Raw genomic sequence first — 15,006 nt, forward strand, 5'->3', positions numbered from 1 at the left:
ATGTTAGAAATCAATCAAAAAAGCCTAACTGTCCCTTTAATTCAAGGAGGAATGGGTGTTGGTGTTTCTCTAGGAAATTTGGCAGGACATGTTGCTAAGTGTGGGGCGATGGGAGTTATTTCTACAGCGCATCCAGGATACAAGGAAGATGATTTTGAAAGTAATCATCGTCAAGCAAATATTCGTGCTTTAAAAAAAGAAATTTTAAAAGCACAAAAGCTTTCTCAAGGAAAAGGTTTAGTAGCCATCAATGCGATGGTTGCTTTAAAAGATTATGAGGAATTGATCAATGCAGCATTAGAGAGTAAAGTTGATGCTATTATTTCAGGAGCTGGGCTTCCTTTACGTTTACCAGAATTGGTAAAAGATCATGATGTTTTAATTGCTCCAATTGTTTCAAGTGGTAAAGCCTGTAAGGTAATCATAAAACATTGGCTCAAAAAATATCAACGTACACCAGATTTTATTGTTATTGAAGGAAGTCAAGCAGGAGGACATTTAGGATTTAAAAAAGAAGACTTAGAAAATCAAACATGCCAAAGTTTAGAAGAAATTTTTAAAGATGTTGAAGAAATTGTAGAAAATAATAAATTGAACATTCCTATTTTTGTAGCAGGAGGAATCAGTCAAAGAAGTGATGTTAAGCATTTCTTTGATCTAGGTGTCGATGGTATTCAAGTAGCAACACGCTTTATTACAACGTATGAATGTGATGCTTCTATCAAATATAAAGAAGCCTTCTTAAAAGCTATAAAGGAAGATATTGGTTTTGTTTCTTCTCCTGTTGGAATGCCAGGAAGAGCAATGCAAAATAGTTTTGTTAAAAAAACCAAGAAAGAAAAAATACCTGTTAAAAAATGTTATCAATGTTTAATTCCTTGTGATGTTAAAAATACACCTTATTGTATTTCAAGAGCTTTAATAGAAGCTGTTAAAGGAAATTTAGAAGATGGTCTTATTTTTACAGGAGCTCATGGTTATAGGCAAGATCATTTGATACATGTTGATGAAGTGATTCGTGAATTAATGGAGGATGACAAATGAAATTAGGAATTATTTATGCTGGTCAAGGAAGTCAAGTTGTGGGAATGGGAAAATCATTTTATCCTCGTGAAATCTTTGATCAAAATGAAGATTTAAAGGAATTATGTTTTAATGGACCACTTGAAAAACTATCTTATACACCATATACCCAACCATGTATGGTGATGGTTGCAACAATCATTACAGATTTATTAAAGGAACAAGGGATTGTTCCTGACTATACAGCTGGTCTTTCTTTAGGGGAATATTCAGCATTATATTGTGCAGGTGTTGTTGAAAGGAAACAAGTTATTGATCTTGCACGCTTTAGAGGAAAAGTCATGCAAGAAGCAGTATCAGGAATTGAAAGTGAAATGATTGCTGTTTTAGGAATGAAGGAAGAACTTTTACAAGATTTATGTCATCAAGCAAGTTCATTAGGAATTGTTTCTATTTCTAATTATAATTGTCCTGGTCAACTTGTTGTTGCTGGTGAAAAGAAGGCTGTGGAAAATGTCAAAGAATTAGCTTTAGAAAATAAAGCAAGAAGAGTGATTTCTTTAAATACGAGAGGACCTTTTCATACGTCTTTATTAAAAGAAGCGTCACTTGCTTTAAAAGAAAGATTTAAAAAAGAAACTTTTCATGAAATGAAAATACCTGTTATTTTTAATACTTTAGGTCATGAAATCGAAGATCAATCAATACCAGAAATTTTAGAAAAACAAGTGATGTCACCTGTTTACTTTGAAAAAAGTATTCGCTATATGATAAATCAAGGTGTTGATACGATCATTGAAGTAGGACCAGGAAAGGTATTAAGTGGTTTTGTTAGAAAGATAGATCGAAGTATTCAGCTTTATCAAATAGAAGATATGGAATCATTGAAAAAAACAGTGAAAGCTTTGAAGGGAGAATAAAATGAGATTAGAAAATAAAATTGCTCTTGTTACAGGTGGAGGACAAGGTATTGGTAAAGAAATTGCTAAAACATTAGCTTTAAATGGTGCTTTTGTTTTAATTAATTATATAGATTTAGGGAATAATCAAGAAATTGCTCAAATGACAAAAAATGAAATTGAAAGTCTTGGAGGAAAATGTGAAATCTTACCTGCAAACGTAGCAAGTTATGATGAAACATTAGAGATGTTTAAAACAATTAAAAATGAATATGGAAGATTGGATATTTTAATTAATAATGCAGGAATTACAAAAGATGGCTTAATGTTACGCATGAAAGAAAATGATTTTGATACAGTTATTGATGTCAATTTAAAAGGAACATGGAATTGTATGAAACATGCGACAAAATTAATGATGAAACAAAAATATGGACGTATTGTTTCCATGTCATCTGTTGTAGGTGTTATGGGAAATGCAGGACAAGTCAATTATGCTGCTAGTAAATCAGGAATTATTGGAATGACAATGTCTCTTGCTAGAGAAGTTGGAAGTCGTGGTATTACTGTTAATGCAGTAGCACCAGGTTTTATTCAAACAGCAATGACAGATGTTTTAAGTGATGAAATTAAAGAACAAATGAAAAGTCAAATTCCTTTAGGAACATTTGGAAGTGTTCAAGATATTGCAAATGCAGTTGTTTTTCTAGCAAGTGATGAAGCAAAGTACATTACTGGACAAACATTGCATGTTGATGGTGGCATGGCTATGTAAAGGAGAAGCATATGAAAAGAAGAGTTGTCGTAACAGGAATAGGTGCTTTAACACCTATTGGAAATAATGTAAATGATACATGGAAGGGTATTTTAAATCATCAATGTGGGATTGATTTGATTCAATCATTTGATACTTCAAATATGAAAGTAAAAGTAGCAGGTGAATTAAAGAACTTTGAAGCTACTGAATACTTAGATAAAAAAGATGTTCGTAAAATGGATAAATTTATTCAATATGGACTGATTGCAGCTAAAGAAGCTATTAAAGATTCTAAATTAGAGATAGATTCTATAAATCATGATCGTTTTGGGGTAGTAGTATCAAGTGGTATTGGAGGATTAGGATCTATTGAAGAAAATCATCAACGTGGTTTAAAGAAAGGATTTGATCGTGTTTCTCCATACTTTATTCCTATGACCATTGTTAATTTAGCAGCTGGTCAAATTGCCATTGCCTTTAAAGCACAAGGACTTGCTACATGTCCTGTAACAGCTTGTGCGGGAGGAACAAATGCTATTGGTGATGCCTTTAGAAATATTCGTGATGGTTATTTAGATGTAACCATTGCTGGAGGTTGTGAAGCAAGCATTACACCTCTTGGTATTGGTGGTTTTACATCAATGAAAGCTTTAAGTGAATCACATGATCCCAAACGTGCCTCCATTCCTTTTGATAAAGAAAGAAATGGTTTTGTCATGGGTGAAGGAGCAGGAATGCTTGTTTTAGAAGAACTTGAACATGCTAAAGCAAGAGGGGCACATATTTATTGCGAAATGGTAGGTTATGGTGTTAGTTGTGATGCTTATCATATGACAGCTCCAGCTCCTGAAGGTATTGGAGGTGCTAAAGCCATGATTAATGCACTTCAAGATGCTTCTCTTGAAGCTAATCAAATTGATTATATTAATGCTCATGGAACATCAACACCGATGAATGATAAGTTAGAAACGGCTGCAATCAAAAAAGCTTTTAAAAATCATGCTCATAAAGTAGCTGTATCTTCAACAAAAGGAAATACAGGTCATTGTTTAGGAGCTGCTGGTGGAATTGAAGCTGTTTTATGTGTTAAAGCATTAGAAGATAACTTTATTCCAGCAACTATTAATTATCAAAATTTTGATGAAGAATGCGATTTAGATATTGTTGCAAATCATGGAAGAAAACAAGTATTAAATTATGTAATGTCAAATTCATTAGGTTTTGGAGGGCATAATGCCTCAATTATTTTTAAGAAATATGGAGAAGAGTAATGGAACTTAATAGTAATCAAATACAAGAAATCAATCCTCATCGTTATCCTTTTGCTTTAGTAGATCGAATTACAGATTATAAACCAGGTGAGTATGCTAAAGGAATCAAATGTGTCAGTGTTAATGAAATGCATTTTTGTGGACATTTTCCAAGTCATCATGTCATGCCAGGAGTTTTGATTGTTGAAGCTTTGGCACAAGTAGGATGTATTGCTATTTTATCAAAAGAAGAAAATAAAGGAAAAATTGCTTTTTTTGGTGGTATTAAAAATTGTCGTTTTAAAGGACAAGTAACACCAGGGGATGTTTTAGAAATGGAATGTGTTCTTACTAAACAAAAAGGACCCGTAGGAATTGGTGAAGCTATTGCAAAAGTAAATGGTAAAGTTGTTTGCAAAGCTGAACTTACATTTGCAATTCAATAATCTTGAATTGCAAATTTTTTTATTTTATCATGATAAAGAGGTGACATTATGAAACTGATTGAACTTGAAGAAGTTGATTCAACAAATGATTATTTAAAAAGAGAATATAAAAATTTACCTATGCAAACATGTGTCACTGCCAAATATCAAACAAAAGGTAGAGGTAGAAATGGTCATGTTTGGGAAAGTCATGCAAATGAGAATTTGATTATGAGTTTTTTATTTAAAGATTTTCATAAAATAGAAGATGCTTGGAAAATGACACAATTAACAACATGTAGTGTTGTTGGTTTACTTGATCGTTATCGTATTAAAGCAACGATTAAATGGCCGAATGACATTTATGTCGATGGAAAAAAGATTTGTGGTATTTTAGTAGAAACGATCTTAGATCCTGATTTAAAAGGAGTCATTGTAGGAATAGGATTGAATGTTAATAATGAAGATTTTCAATCAATGAAACAAATTACTCATAAAGAGTATAAAATATCTAAACTTGCTATTGGACTGAAAACATTTATGTTGATTTATTATAATTTATATCAAACAAATCAGTTTCATAAGGTTTTAGAATACGCTAATAGTATTTCTTATTTAAAAGATCAATGGGTAGAATATGGTGATTATGGAGAAGTTTGTTTTCAAAAGCTATTAGATGATGGTTCTGTTTTATTTGTTGATCGACAAGGAAAAACATATAAACAGGTAATTAATGAAATATCTTTACATAATAAATAAAAGTGCAGGCTTAAGCTTGCACTTTTACAATATAACAATATTTCTTATAAAAGGATATGCCATATCCTTTTACATGAAGATATCCCTCATTGATGATTTCTTCTTCATATTTATTATCAATGATTTGTTGGGCTCCTTCACTGGAATCCTTAATTAAATCCTTAACACTCTTAGAATGTTTACATTCTAAGATGAGTGCTGTCTGAAAGATTTGTTTAGGAAAGATACATAGATCAAATCTTCCATGCACCGCTTCTCGATTTGATTTGATCTTTTTACCACTAAAGAGTCCTAATAGAAAACCATGATAAAAAGATTCTTCATTATCAAAGTAATTAATACTTCTAGATAAGATATCTCCTAGTATTTCATTTGCATGATCAACGTCTCCTTTAACAAGACTTTGATAAAGATTTTCTTTTCTTACAAAAGTATAGTCTTCAAAATAAGACATGAATGTTTGTTTATAGATTTCATAGACTTCTTTATTGGGAATAATCAGTTTATACTTATTTTCTCCTAAATCTTCTTTTATCTTTAAATATCCTGTAAGTAAAAGAAAACTATAGATATTATTAATATTATCCATTTCTCGATAAGTAAGTTCAGGTTTGATATATTTCGTTAAAGACTTTCCTTGAATGAGTTGTTCAAATTCTTCATGAAGTTCATCACTGCCATTTTGAATATAGTTGACAACAAGATCATTTCCACTGGTATTTGCCCAGAAGGAAATAGGTTTGTTATCTGAGCTATTTAATTTACAGTCAACATACATAAGTGTACTCCAAGGATTATAGATTTCGATGTTTCCAAATAAATAACCATCATACCATTCTTTAACCTCATCTACATAATCTGATAGATTATAATCTTTTAATAATTGTAAGATTTCTTTTTACTCATTTTTTGATTTATAAAGAATAGAATAGGCTTTAAAATTATTTAAACCGGTGAAGATACTTTCTTTAGAAATACGAAGACAACCTGCCATGATTCCTTTTTCTAAAGCATCATTGGTTTTAAGTGCTGAAGAAAAGACACTTCTTAGAAATTCTACCATCTCATCATAGTAGTTATATTGATAAGCAGCTTGTAAAGGAACATCATATTCATCAATAAGAATGATGACTTTTTGATGATAATGTTTATAAAGAAAATATGAGATATTGAATAATGATTTTTCTAATTCATTATCTTCTGTTTCATTATCAACATATTTTTGAAAAAGTTTCTTTTCAGAAGCTAATAATCTCTCACTATTAAGTAATTCAAGATGACTTTTTGCACACAAACAAATAACTTCTTTAAAGCGATTCATTTGTTTTTCATAGGAACTATTTTTCATATCTTTTAAAGTAATGAAAAGTGTTGGATATTGATTTTGATGTTTTATAGCTTCTTTATTTTTAGAAATGTTTAATCCATTAAATAAATAAGCATTCTCCTTTTCTTTAATAGAAAAGAAATAATAAAGCATCGACATATTAAGAGTCTTTCCAAATCTTCGAGGTCTTGTAAAAAAGACACTCTGTTCGTTTAATACATTTTCAATAAGATTTGTTTTATCTACATAATAAGCATTTTTATCAATCATTTCTTTAAATTTTTCAATTCCTATAGGTACTAATTTCATAAATTATTCATTTCCTTATGTTTAATATAATTTTAATTAGTTAAATTATATATTGTTGTAAACTAAAAATCATTGGACAGATTGTCCAAGATTTGTTGTAATAAAAGATGAATATATGAAGAATTATTTCTTTGATAATATCGAGCTATAAGAATGAGCATAATATAAAAGTGTACTTAATGAGTACACAAGTTGTTAACTAAGCTTTAGTAGTAACCTCTCGTTATAAGGGTTCAGGGAGACTAGAGCTTTTATTTTATATAAAAATACCTCCAGTGGAGGTATTTTCTATTTGATATATTGTAGTTCTTGTAATTTTTGATAGATTTGGTTTGCAAGTAATTGATTGAATGTATCATTACCTGCGAATTTGTCTTCTTTTAGAAGACTTGATGGGATATAGCTATTTGTAAGATCTTTTTGATCTTGTTCAGTAGCTGTAATATTTGCATCTTTTAAGCCATTTGTAAGAAGATAAGTTCTAAAGTCTAAGAAGTGATCTTTATGTTCTTCTTTTAAGATGTTATTATCGTCTCTTACAAGGTTGTTTTGTCTTTTTGATGTCATTGATACAACAATATATTTTTGTGTTTTAATTTGGTTTAAAATAGCTCTTTGATAAGTGATTGTACGATAAACATCTTGGTTGTTTTGTTTATCATAGTTTCCAGAAAAGATAATAACGATATCATTTTCATTGAATTCAGGAAGTGTTGCTTCGATTTGTGCAGGAGCTGTTAGGGTAACAGCTTTTCCAGATTTGTCTCTTGTAAATGTATGAATATTACGAGATGAATCGTAAGCTAAAGTTCCTTTAATACCTTGAATGGTAACTTCATCGAAGTTTGATCCACTATTTTTTAAAGCTTCTACTTGTTCACCTTTTTCATTATAGAAAGTAAGGTCTACAGCTTCTTTATCACCAGGGATGGTGATATTATTAGCGAAAATCTTTGTTCTTCCTACACGAATAGATAAATCAAAAGTTGTATCTTGGTTTCCACCGAATTTAATAATTTCACTATTTGTAAGTGATTCTAAATTAAGTGGGTAACTAGCAAATTCACTTCCCAAGGTAAAGCTATCACCGATACAATAAATACGTTGACTATTTTTTTTCTTTTTTGTTTTTGTTTTTGTTGTTTCTTCTTTTGTTGTAGTTGTTGTTTTTTCTTCTGATTGGTATTTTTTAGCGTTTTGACTTGTTGAAAAACGGTCATAACCAATTAAACCAACAATCATAGCAAGTAAAATAACAACAGTAATAGAAAAAGTAACTTTTTTCATATTAGTAATAGTAGTAATGACTACCAGATAGAGATTTTGCTTTTGTTAAAACACTTCCTAAAACGTTTACATTATTTCTTTGAAGTAGTTTTACACAATTTGCAGCATCTTTTTTATTAGTATCTTGTGAAGAAATAGCAAAAATAGTCCCGTCAACGGCATTTCCTATAGGAATGGCATCAGATATCATTCCAACAGGAGCACAGTCAATAATAATGAAATCAAAGGATTTCTTTAATTCATTAATATAATCTTTAAATACATGTGATCCTAATAATTCAGAAGGATTAGGAATATGAATCCCACTTGTTAAAACAGCCATAGTACCTGCAAAAGAAGGATCTTTTACACTTTGGAAGTATTCAACATTTAATTTTTTAGTTTGACGATATTCAAGTAAAGCATCTGTTAAACCATGTTTGTTTGATAATCCCATATATTTATGTAAAGTATTTTTTCTTAAATCACAATCAATTAATAAAACTCTATTATATTTTGTTGCAAAAATATAAGCAAGGTTAATAGATAGTGTTGTTTTTGCTTCACCAGCTTGTGATGAAGTAATACAAATTGATTTAATGTCTTTGTCTACTGTAGAAAATTCAATGTTTGTACGAATATGACGAAAGATTTCAGTATAATCAAATTGGCTATGTTTTTTATTTTTATCTAAAATATTTAATGTTTTTCTTTTACTTGTTTTTTTTGCCATAATTATCTCCTTTTAAATATTTTTTTAAAGAAGGATGTTTTTCCTTCAATAGGATCAACTTCTTCATTGTTGATGATATGTAGAGGATTTTCATACATTAATGTATGAATATCTTCATAACTATATTTCTTTACAAGTAAATCAAAGACTTCTTGCAAACAAGGAGAACGATGTCCGTCACAACGATGAGTATCCGTTGCAATTACATGAAGTAATCCTTGATTTAATAATTGATAAGCAAACTTTTGAGCATGTTTACCATGATATCCCAAAAAGCTTGTTGCATTAACTTGAATAAGATAACCATTATCTATAAAATCTTGAATTCTTTCGATATCTAAAGAATCTTTAAAGTATCTTTCAACATGAGCAATAACGGGAGTATATTTTTTATATTGAATTTCATAAAGACGATCTTCTACTTCATTTTCATTTCCTAATTCTTTTCTAACATCAAATTCTACAAGTAAATAATGGGTATTTTCAATAGGTATAAAGATGTTTTGTTCAAGTGCTTCTAGATAATCATGATTTAAGAAGAGTTCACACCCTTCTAAAACTTCAATATTATAAACTCTAGCAAGCTCTTTTAAATCATGAATTCTATCTTTAATAATTTCTAAATCTTTTAAAGTATGTTTTCCAGAAACAACATGAGGTGTTGCGACAATCGTAGAAATACGATTATTTTTAGCTTTTTCTAAAGCCTTTTTAGCATCTTCAAGTGATGGCATTCCATCATCTATATCCCATGCATAATGACCATGTATATCAATAAAAGCCATAACTAATCCTCAAAATAAGGAATAACGCCAAGATTTGGAATTTCTAAATATTTTTCAACGTCTTCTTTAGTATGTAAACGATTATCTAACATGAATCTAATAAAGATAATACCAATACTTAAAATAGCACCTACTAAACCACCAATAACTATATTTTTAGGAACACTTGGTGAAACAGGTGATGTTTGAAGTTTTGCATCATCAACTGTTGTAATATTGTTGATATTTAAAGTTTCTTTTACTTCATTTGTGAAGACATCAACTGTTGTATCAACAATTTTTTTACTGAGTTGTGGATCAGTTGTTGTTGCTGAAATAGAAATAATTTGGGTATCTGTTTCATTTGAAATAGATAAAGCAGAAGAAACAACATTTGTATCAACGTTTAATTCTTTAGCAACTTTACTTTGAATATTGTTTCCTCCAAGTAAAGCTACATAGTTTTTAGTCATCGAATTATTTGAGTTAATTTGTGAGTAATCAACAACACCCTCGTTAACTTCTGGTTTTGGGAAGATTCTAGCTGTAGAAGCATATTGTTTTTTAACAAAGAAAATAGTAAAAGCTCCCACTAAAATCGCACAAATTAGTGTTGAAATAATAATGATATGTAAATGTTCTTTTAATACTTGAAACAATTCAGCTAAATTAATTTCAATCTCTTCATTTTGGATTTCTTGATTATCCATTACTTAATCTCCTTTAATACATATTTTTATAAACAATTATAGATACTACGTCGAGGCTCATTATCTAACAAAAGCCTTTAAAAATCAACAGAATTAGATTTTTTTATAGAAGTCTTATTATATATGGAAAGGAAAAGTCATAAATTTGATCGTTTGGTTATAAAAATCGACCGTTCAGTAATTATTTATTGATAATTTAAAAAATCACGGTATAATACGTTTGATTATAGATGAACTCCAAAATACGTCGTATTAACTTTAAAAATTGAGGGGGGGGGGTACAAATATGTACAAAAATAAGAGTCAATTATTATTTAGAAGACTATGTTTGATAGTAGTAGATATAATAAGTATTATTTTATCTTTCTTCTTATCAGCATTTATTGCATATGACGGTTCTATGGAATTAAGCTTTTTAAAATATACTTATTTTTTTATACCTATTTTACTCATAGGAAGTCTATTCTTCTTTATTATAATGAAGCTTTATGATAGTTTATGGAGCTATGCTTCCATTAATGAATTATTAAATGTTATTATTGCTTCAATGTGCAGTTCAATTTTATACTGTATTTTATGTTTACTCATTCCAGTCCATCCGCCGATAAGTACAATATTTTTATATTTATTATTATTACTTGTTTTCATAGGTGGAAGCCGATTTGGTTATCGGTTTGTTCGTCTTTATGCTTCAAGACATTACTTGTTTGGTAGAAGTGATGATAATGAAAGCAAAGTCATGATTGTTGGTGCTGGTTCAGCAGGTGAAAAGATTTTAAGAGAAACACTTGTTTCGACAAAACTTCATAAAAAAGTTGTTTGTTTCATTGATGATGATGCAACAAAACACAATAGATGCATTCACAATGTTCCTATTGTAGGGGGAAGAAATGAAATCCTTACACAAGTTGAAAAATATAAAATTGATGAAATCTATGTAGCTTTACCATCAATAGATGATAAAGAAACATCTAAGATTTTAAATATTTGTAAAGAAACCAAATGTAAAATAAAAAAATTACCTGGTATGTATCAATTCTTGAACGATGAAATTACTTTAGAAAAACTAAAAGATGTTGAAGTTCAAGATTTACTTGGAAGAGATCCTGTCCAAGTAAACTTAAAAGAAATTATGGGTTATGTAAAAGATAAAGTAGTTATGGTTACTGGTGGAGGAGGATCTATTGGATCTGAACTTTGTCGACAAATTGCTGCAAGTAATCCAAAACAATTGATTATTGTAGATATTTATGAAAATAATGCTTATAACATTCAATTAGAATTACAACATAAATATCCAAACTTAAATCTTGAAACCATGATTGCTTCCGTAAGAGATGCTGTTAAAATCAATGATTTATTTGCTTATTACCATCCAGATATTGTTTATCATGCAGCAGCTCATAAGCACGTACCATTAATGGAAGATGCGCCACATGAAGCGATTAAAAACAATGTTTTTGGTACATACAATGTCGTAAAAGCAAGTCATACATATGGTGTTAAGAAATTTATCTTGATATCTACAGATAAAGCAGTTAATCCGACAAATATTATGGGTGCTTCAAAACGATTATGTGAAATGGTTGTACAATCTTATAACAAGATTTCAAAAACAGAATTTGTTGCTGTACGTTTTGGAAACGTATTAGGTTCTAATGGATCCGTTATTCCTTTATTTAAAAAACAAATTAAAGAAGGTGGACCAATTACCATTACACATCCAGATATCATCAGATACTTTATGACAATACCTGAAGCTGTCTCTCTTGTCTTACAAGCAGGTGCCTATGCTAAAGGAGGAGAAATCTTTATTTTAGATATGGGAAAACCGGTTAAGATTTTAGATATGGCTAGAAACTTAATTAAACTTTCTGGTTTAGAACCAGATGTTGATATTAAAATTGAATTCATTGGGTTAAGACCTGGTGAAAAACTTTATGAAGAAATGTTGATGAAAGAAGAAGGAATGAAAACAACGCCTAATAAGATGATTCATATTGGACAACCAATTCAATTACCTGATGATTTCTTTGATCAATTAGAAGATTTACGTCAAAGTGCTTTTGATGAAGATAGTGATATTAGAAAAGATGTTCAACATATGGTAGATACTTACCATTACGATGAAAATACAACACATGGTATAAAAAAACAAAGGATAAAGAGTTAAACGAATCGTCGCTTTGTCGCGTTCGTTTACTTTATCTCATATATGAAAAGAGTCCAATAAATCTATTGGATAGGCGAAGCATACTCAAATGGAGGTTTTTTATGTTTGATAATTGGTATGTAGTTCAAGTAAGAACAGGAAAAGAAGAAGAAATTGTGAAGAAATGTCAATTCTATATAGACCATGATATTTTAATTGATTGTTTTATTCCTATCACGAAAAAGAAAAAGAAGTATCATGGTACATGGCATATTGTTGATGATATTTTATTTAAAGGGTATATCTTTATGATCACCAATCAAGTAGAACAACTTTATACACAACTAAAAAAAGTACCAGATCTTACAAAACTCCTTGGAAACGATGGGAAAGAAATCTATCCCATCTATCCACAAGAAGCTATGTTTCTAACAAAATTTTCAAATAAAGATCATGTTGTTGATATTTCTAATGGTATTATTGAAAACGATAAAATCATTATTAATGAAGGTCCTCTCATTGGTTTAGAAGGACTTATTACAAAAATAGACAGACATAAACGTATTGCTTATGTTGATGTAGAACTACTTGGAAAGCTTACAAGAGTTCAAGTAGGATTAGAAATTATTAGTAAATCATAAAAAGCACATTTCTGTGCTTTTTTATATACACTTTTTATGCATAACTTTGTTATGCCTTTTTTAGTATATAAATATATTTAGGGGAGGAAAAATATGAAACATAAAAATATACCATTTTCACCACCAGACATGAGTGAAGATGAAATAAATGAAGTTGCAGATACATTAAGAAATGGATGGATTACAACAGGTCCAAAAGTAAAAGAATTTGAACGACAAATTGCTGAATTTGTTGGTGTCAATAAAGCAGTTTGTTTAAATTCACAAACTGCTTGTGCAGAAATGGCGCTTAGAGTATTAGGTGTAGGTGAAGGTGATGAAGTTATTGTTCCTGCTTATACTTATACAGCAAGTGCATCCGTTGTATGTCATGTTGGTGCCAAACTTGTTTTAATTGATGTACAAAAGGATAACTTAGAAATGGATTATGATGCTTTAGAAAAGGCAATTACTGAAAAAACTAAAGTTATTATTCCAGTTGATTTAGGTGGCGTTCCTTGTGACTATGATAGAATTTATGAAATCATAGAAAAGAAAAAACACTTATTTAAACCAAGTAATAAGATTCAAGAAGCAATGGGAAGAATTTCAGTTAATGCTGATACAGCACATGCTTTTGGTGCTTCATGGCATGGAAAAATGTGTGGTTCGATTGCTGATTTCAGTTCATTTAGTTTCCATGCAGTCAAGAATTTGACTACAGCTGAAGGTGGAGCACTTACTTGGAGAACAATCGAAGGAATAGATGATGAAGATATCTATAAACAACTTCAATTATTATCATTACATGGACAATCTAAAGATGCTTTAGCTAAGACAAAACTAGGAGCATGGGAATATGATGTCGTTGCTCCACTTTATAAATGCAATATGACTGATATTATGGGAGGTATTGGACTTGCTCAAATGAGAAGATACCCTGAAATGCTAAAAAGAAGAAAAGAAATCATTGAAAGATACAATGAAGCATTTAAACCATTAGGAATAGAAGTATTGAATCATTATGATGAAAATCATCAATCAAGTGGGCATCTTTATATTACAAGAGTGCCAAATATTACAGGTGATCAAAGAAATGAAATTATTATAAAAATGGCTGAAAGAGGAATAGCTTGTAATGTTCATTACAAACCATTACCGATGCTTACAGCTTATAAGAATCTAGGATTTGATATCAAAGATTATCCAAATGCTTATAATCAATTCATTAATGAAATTACCTTACCTCTTCATACTAAACTAAGTGATGAAGATGTAGATTATATCATTGATAACTTTAAGGAAATCATTTCATGCTTGTAAAAGAGTGGAATGAATTACCTGAATTCATGCAGGTAGAAGAAGTAAAACCTTATTATAAAGTATTAAGAAAGAAAAAAGGACAATTGATACTAAAGAGAATCTTTGATATATGTGCTTCTTTAGTGTTGATTGTTTTATTATCTCCAATTATTTTGCTCTTTTCTATTTGGATCAAATTAGATTCTAAGGGACCAGTGTTCTATAGACAAGAGCGTATAACGCAATATGGAAAAGTCTTTAGAATCTTCAAGTTCAGAACAATGGTCAATAATGCTGACAAGATTGGAAATCTTGTCACATCAAAGAATGATTCAAGAATTACAAAAGTAGGAGAAAAGATAAGAAAATACAGAATAGATGAGATACCACAGCTATTCAATGTATTAATAGGAGAAATGTCATTTGTAGGAACAAGACCAGAAGTTCAAAAATATGTAAATCAATATACACCTGAAATGTATGCAACGTTGTTATTACCAGCGGGAGTAACAAGCCTGGCAAGCATAGAATTCAAAGATGAAGATGAAATACTTGAAAGATATACATCAAAAGGAAGAGAAACAAATGAAGTATATGTCAAAGAAGTATTGCCTTTAAAGATGGAATATAACCTAAAGGCAATAAGTTCTTTTAATTTTATAAAAGAACTCGGTACGATGATCAGTACTGTAGTGAAAGTGTAGGAGGGG

At 30.0% G+C, this 15,006-nt stretch carries 16 protein-coding genes; 10 read left to right on the top strand and 6 right to left on the bottom strand.

Translation table 11 applies throughout. From position 1 onward, the window contains the following. The 6 genes from Fi14EGH31_RS03505 to Fi14EGH31_RS03530 are packed head-to-tail and all read left to right on the top strand — an operon-like array spanning position 1 to position 5,113. The gene (locus Fi14EGH31_RS03505; RefSeq protein WP_200765140.1) at positions 1-1,044 is read left to right on the top strand and encodes an NAD(P)H-dependent flavin oxidoreductase; all 1,044 of its coding nucleotides are present in this window, start codon (positions 1-3) and stop codon (positions 1,042-1,044) included. Continuing rightward, the gene (locus Fi14EGH31_RS03510; protein ID WP_200765141.1) at positions 1,041-1,943 is read left to right on the top strand and encodes an ACP S-malonyltransferase; all 903 of its coding nucleotides are present in this window, start codon (positions 1,041-1,043) and stop codon (positions 1,941-1,943) included. The genes Fi14EGH31_RS03505 and Fi14EGH31_RS03510 overlap by 4 nt, the downstream gene beginning before the upstream one ends. A 1-nt stretch (position 1,944) precedes the next feature. Beyond that, positions 1,945-2,697: a 3-oxoacyl-[acyl-carrier-protein] reductase gene (fabG, locus tag Fi14EGH31_RS03515; RefSeq protein ID WP_117347365.1), complete on the top strand. Its 753-nt coding sequence runs from the start codon at positions 1,945-1,947 to the stop codon at positions 2,695-2,697. Positions 2,698-2,708: 11 nt separating this feature from the next. Continuing rightward, positions 2,709-3,950 (top strand): beta-ketoacyl-ACP synthase II, encoded by a 1,242-nt coding sequence (fabF, locus tag Fi14EGH31_RS03520; RefSeq protein ID WP_117832328.1) that lies wholly within the window; start codon positions 2,709-2,711, stop codon positions 3,948-3,950. After that, positions 3,950-4,375, top strand: a complete 426-nt coding sequence (fabZ, locus tag Fi14EGH31_RS03525) for a 3-hydroxyacyl-ACP dehydratase FabZ (RefSeq protein ID WP_022000687.1) — start codon at positions 3,950-3,952, stop codon at positions 4,373-4,375. The genes fabF and fabZ overlap by 1 nt, the downstream gene beginning before the upstream one ends. Positions 4,376-4,423: 48 nt before the next feature. Then, positions 4,424-5,113 (top strand): biotin--[acetyl-CoA-carboxylase] ligase, encoded by a 690-nt coding sequence (locus tag Fi14EGH31_RS03530; RefSeq protein WP_117481207.1) that lies wholly within the window; start codon positions 4,424-4,426, stop codon positions 5,111-5,113. A gap of 10 nt (positions 5,114-5,123) precedes the next feature. On the opposite strand, the gene Fi14EGH31_RS15225 is transcribed toward Fi14EGH31_RS03530, so the two are convergent. The 6 genes from Fi14EGH31_RS15225 to Fi14EGH31_RS03555 form a co-directional block, all read right to left on the bottom strand. Next, positions 5,124-5,891, bottom strand: a complete 768-nt coding sequence (locus Fi14EGH31_RS15225; RefSeq protein WP_230312805.1) for a PD-(D/E)XK nuclease domain-containing protein — start codon at positions 5,889-5,891, stop codon at positions 5,124-5,126. Positions 5,892-6,011: 120 nt separating this feature from the next. Beyond that, entirely contained in the window at positions 6,012-6,749 is a 738-nt protein-coding gene (locus Fi14EGH31_RS15230) for an AAA family ATPase (protein ID WP_195941199.1), read from the bottom strand. Positions 6,750-7,037: 288 nt separating this feature from the next. After that, a complete protein-coding gene (locus Fi14EGH31_RS03540) occupies positions 7,038-8,036 on the bottom strand; it encodes a hypothetical protein (protein WP_117481208.1) in 999 nt (332 codons plus the stop codon). A 1-nt stretch (position 8,037) separates the two neighbouring features. Next, positions 8,038-8,748 (bottom strand): CpsD/CapB family tyrosine-protein kinase, encoded by a 711-nt coding sequence (locus Fi14EGH31_RS03545; protein ID WP_117481209.1) that lies wholly within the window; start codon positions 8,746-8,748, stop codon positions 8,038-8,040. 2 nt (positions 8,749-8,750) lie between these two features. Then, on the bottom strand, positions 8,751-9,533 hold the full coding sequence (locus Fi14EGH31_RS03550) for a tyrosine-protein phosphatase (protein ID WP_117481211.1): 783 nt from the start codon (positions 9,531-9,533) through the stop codon (positions 8,751-8,753). Positions 9,534-9,535: 2 nt separating this feature from the next. Continuing rightward, positions 9,536-10,222 (bottom strand): YveK family protein, encoded by a 687-nt coding sequence (locus tag Fi14EGH31_RS03555; RefSeq protein ID WP_200765142.1) that lies wholly within the window; start codon positions 10,220-10,222, stop codon positions 9,536-9,538. Positions 10,223-10,508: 286 nt separating this feature from the next. Here Fi14EGH31_RS03555 and Fi14EGH31_RS03560 point away from each other — a divergent pair, with 286 nt between their 5' ends. The 4 genes from Fi14EGH31_RS03560 to Fi14EGH31_RS03575 all read left to right on the top strand — a co-directional run bounded on the left by Fi14EGH31_RS03560 (position 10,509) and on the right by Fi14EGH31_RS03575 (position 15,000). Further along, on the top strand, positions 10,509-12,395 hold the full coding sequence (locus tag Fi14EGH31_RS03560) for a polysaccharide biosynthesis protein (RefSeq protein WP_200765143.1): 1,887 nt from the start codon (positions 10,509-10,511) through the stop codon (positions 12,393-12,395). A 101-nt stretch (positions 12,396-12,496) separates the two neighbouring features. After that, entirely contained in the window at positions 12,497-13,015 is a 519-nt protein-coding gene (loaP, locus tag Fi14EGH31_RS03565) for an antiterminator LoaP (RefSeq protein WP_200765144.1), read from the top strand. Between the two features lie 93 nt (positions 13,016-13,108). Continuing rightward, entirely contained in the window at positions 13,109-14,317 is a 1,209-nt protein-coding gene (locus Fi14EGH31_RS03570; RefSeq protein ID WP_139938908.1) for a DegT/DnrJ/EryC1/StrS family aminotransferase, read from the top strand. Further along, positions 14,308-15,000 (top strand): sugar transferase, encoded by a 693-nt coding sequence (locus Fi14EGH31_RS03575; protein ID WP_139938910.1) that lies wholly within the window; start codon positions 14,308-14,310, stop codon positions 14,998-15,000. Before Fi14EGH31_RS03570 ends, Fi14EGH31_RS03575 begins: the two co-directional genes overlap by 10 nt. Positions 15,001-15,006 lie beyond the last annotated feature (6 nt).

Origin of the sequence: Faecalibacillus intestinalis (assembly GCF_015097455.1) — a bacterium.
In the GTDB taxonomy this organism is placed as follows: Bacteria; Bacillota_I; Bacilli_A; order Erysipelotrichales; family Coprobacillaceae; genus Faecalibacillus; species Faecalibacillus intestinalis.

Excerpts from the sequence above, each read along its gene's own strand:
- Fi14EGH31_RS03550 (WP_117481211.1), bottom strand. The coding sequence starts at position 9,533 with ATGGCTTTTATTGATATACATGGTCATTATGCATGGGATATAGATGAT.
- Fi14EGH31_RS15230 (WP_195941199.1), bottom strand. The coding sequence starts at position 6,749 with ATGAAATTAGTACCTATAGGAATTGAAAAATTTAAAGAAATGATTGAT.
- fabF (WP_117832328.1), top strand. The coding sequence starts at position 2,709 with ATGAAAAGAAGAGTTGTCGTAACAGGAATAGGTGCTTTAACACCTATT.
- Fi14EGH31_RS03545 (WP_117481209.1), bottom strand. The coding sequence starts at position 8,748 with ATGGCAAAAAAAACAAGTAAAAGAAAAACATTAAATATTTTAGATAAA.
- Fi14EGH31_RS03540 (WP_117481208.1), bottom strand. The coding sequence starts at position 8,036 with ATGAAAAAAGTTACTTTTTCTATTACTGTTGTTATTTTACTTGCTATG.
- Fi14EGH31_RS03560 (WP_200765143.1), top strand. The coding sequence starts at position 10,509 with ATGTACAAAAATAAGAGTCAATTATTATTTAGAAGACTATGTTTGATA.
- fabZ (WP_022000687.1), top strand. The coding sequence starts at position 3,950 with ATGGAACTTAATAGTAATCAAATACAAGAAATCAATCCTCATCGTTAT.
- Fi14EGH31_RS03555 (WP_200765142.1), bottom strand. The coding sequence starts at position 10,222 with ATGGATAATCAAGAAATCCAAAATGAAGAGATTGAAATTAATTTAGCT.
- Fi14EGH31_RS03505 (WP_200765140.1), top strand. The coding sequence starts at position 1 with ATGTTAGAAATCAATCAAAAAAGCCTAACTGTCCCTTTAATTCAAGGA.
- Fi14EGH31_RS15225 (WP_230312805.1), bottom strand. The coding sequence starts at position 5,891 with ATGTATGTTGACTGTAAATTAAATAGCTCAGATAACAAACCTATTTCC.
- Fi14EGH31_RS03510 (WP_200765141.1), top strand. The coding sequence starts at position 1,041 with ATGAAATTAGGAATTATTTATGCTGGTCAAGGAAGTCAAGTTGTGGGA.
- Fi14EGH31_RS03570 (WP_139938908.1), top strand. The coding sequence starts at position 13,109 with ATGAAACATAAAAATATACCATTTTCACCACCAGACATGAGTGAAGAT.
- Fi14EGH31_RS03575 (WP_139938910.1), top strand. The coding sequence starts at position 14,308 with ATGCTTGTAAAAGAGTGGAATGAATTACCTGAATTCATGCAGGTAGAA.
- fabG (WP_117347365.1), top strand. The coding sequence starts at position 1,945 with ATGAGATTAGAAAATAAAATTGCTCTTGTTACAGGTGGAGGACAAGGT.
- Fi14EGH31_RS03530 (WP_117481207.1), top strand. The coding sequence starts at position 4,424 with ATGAAACTGATTGAACTTGAAGAAGTTGATTCAACAAATGATTATTTA.
- loaP (WP_200765144.1), top strand. The coding sequence starts at position 12,497 with ATGTTTGATAATTGGTATGTAGTTCAAGTAAGAACAGGAAAAGAAGAA.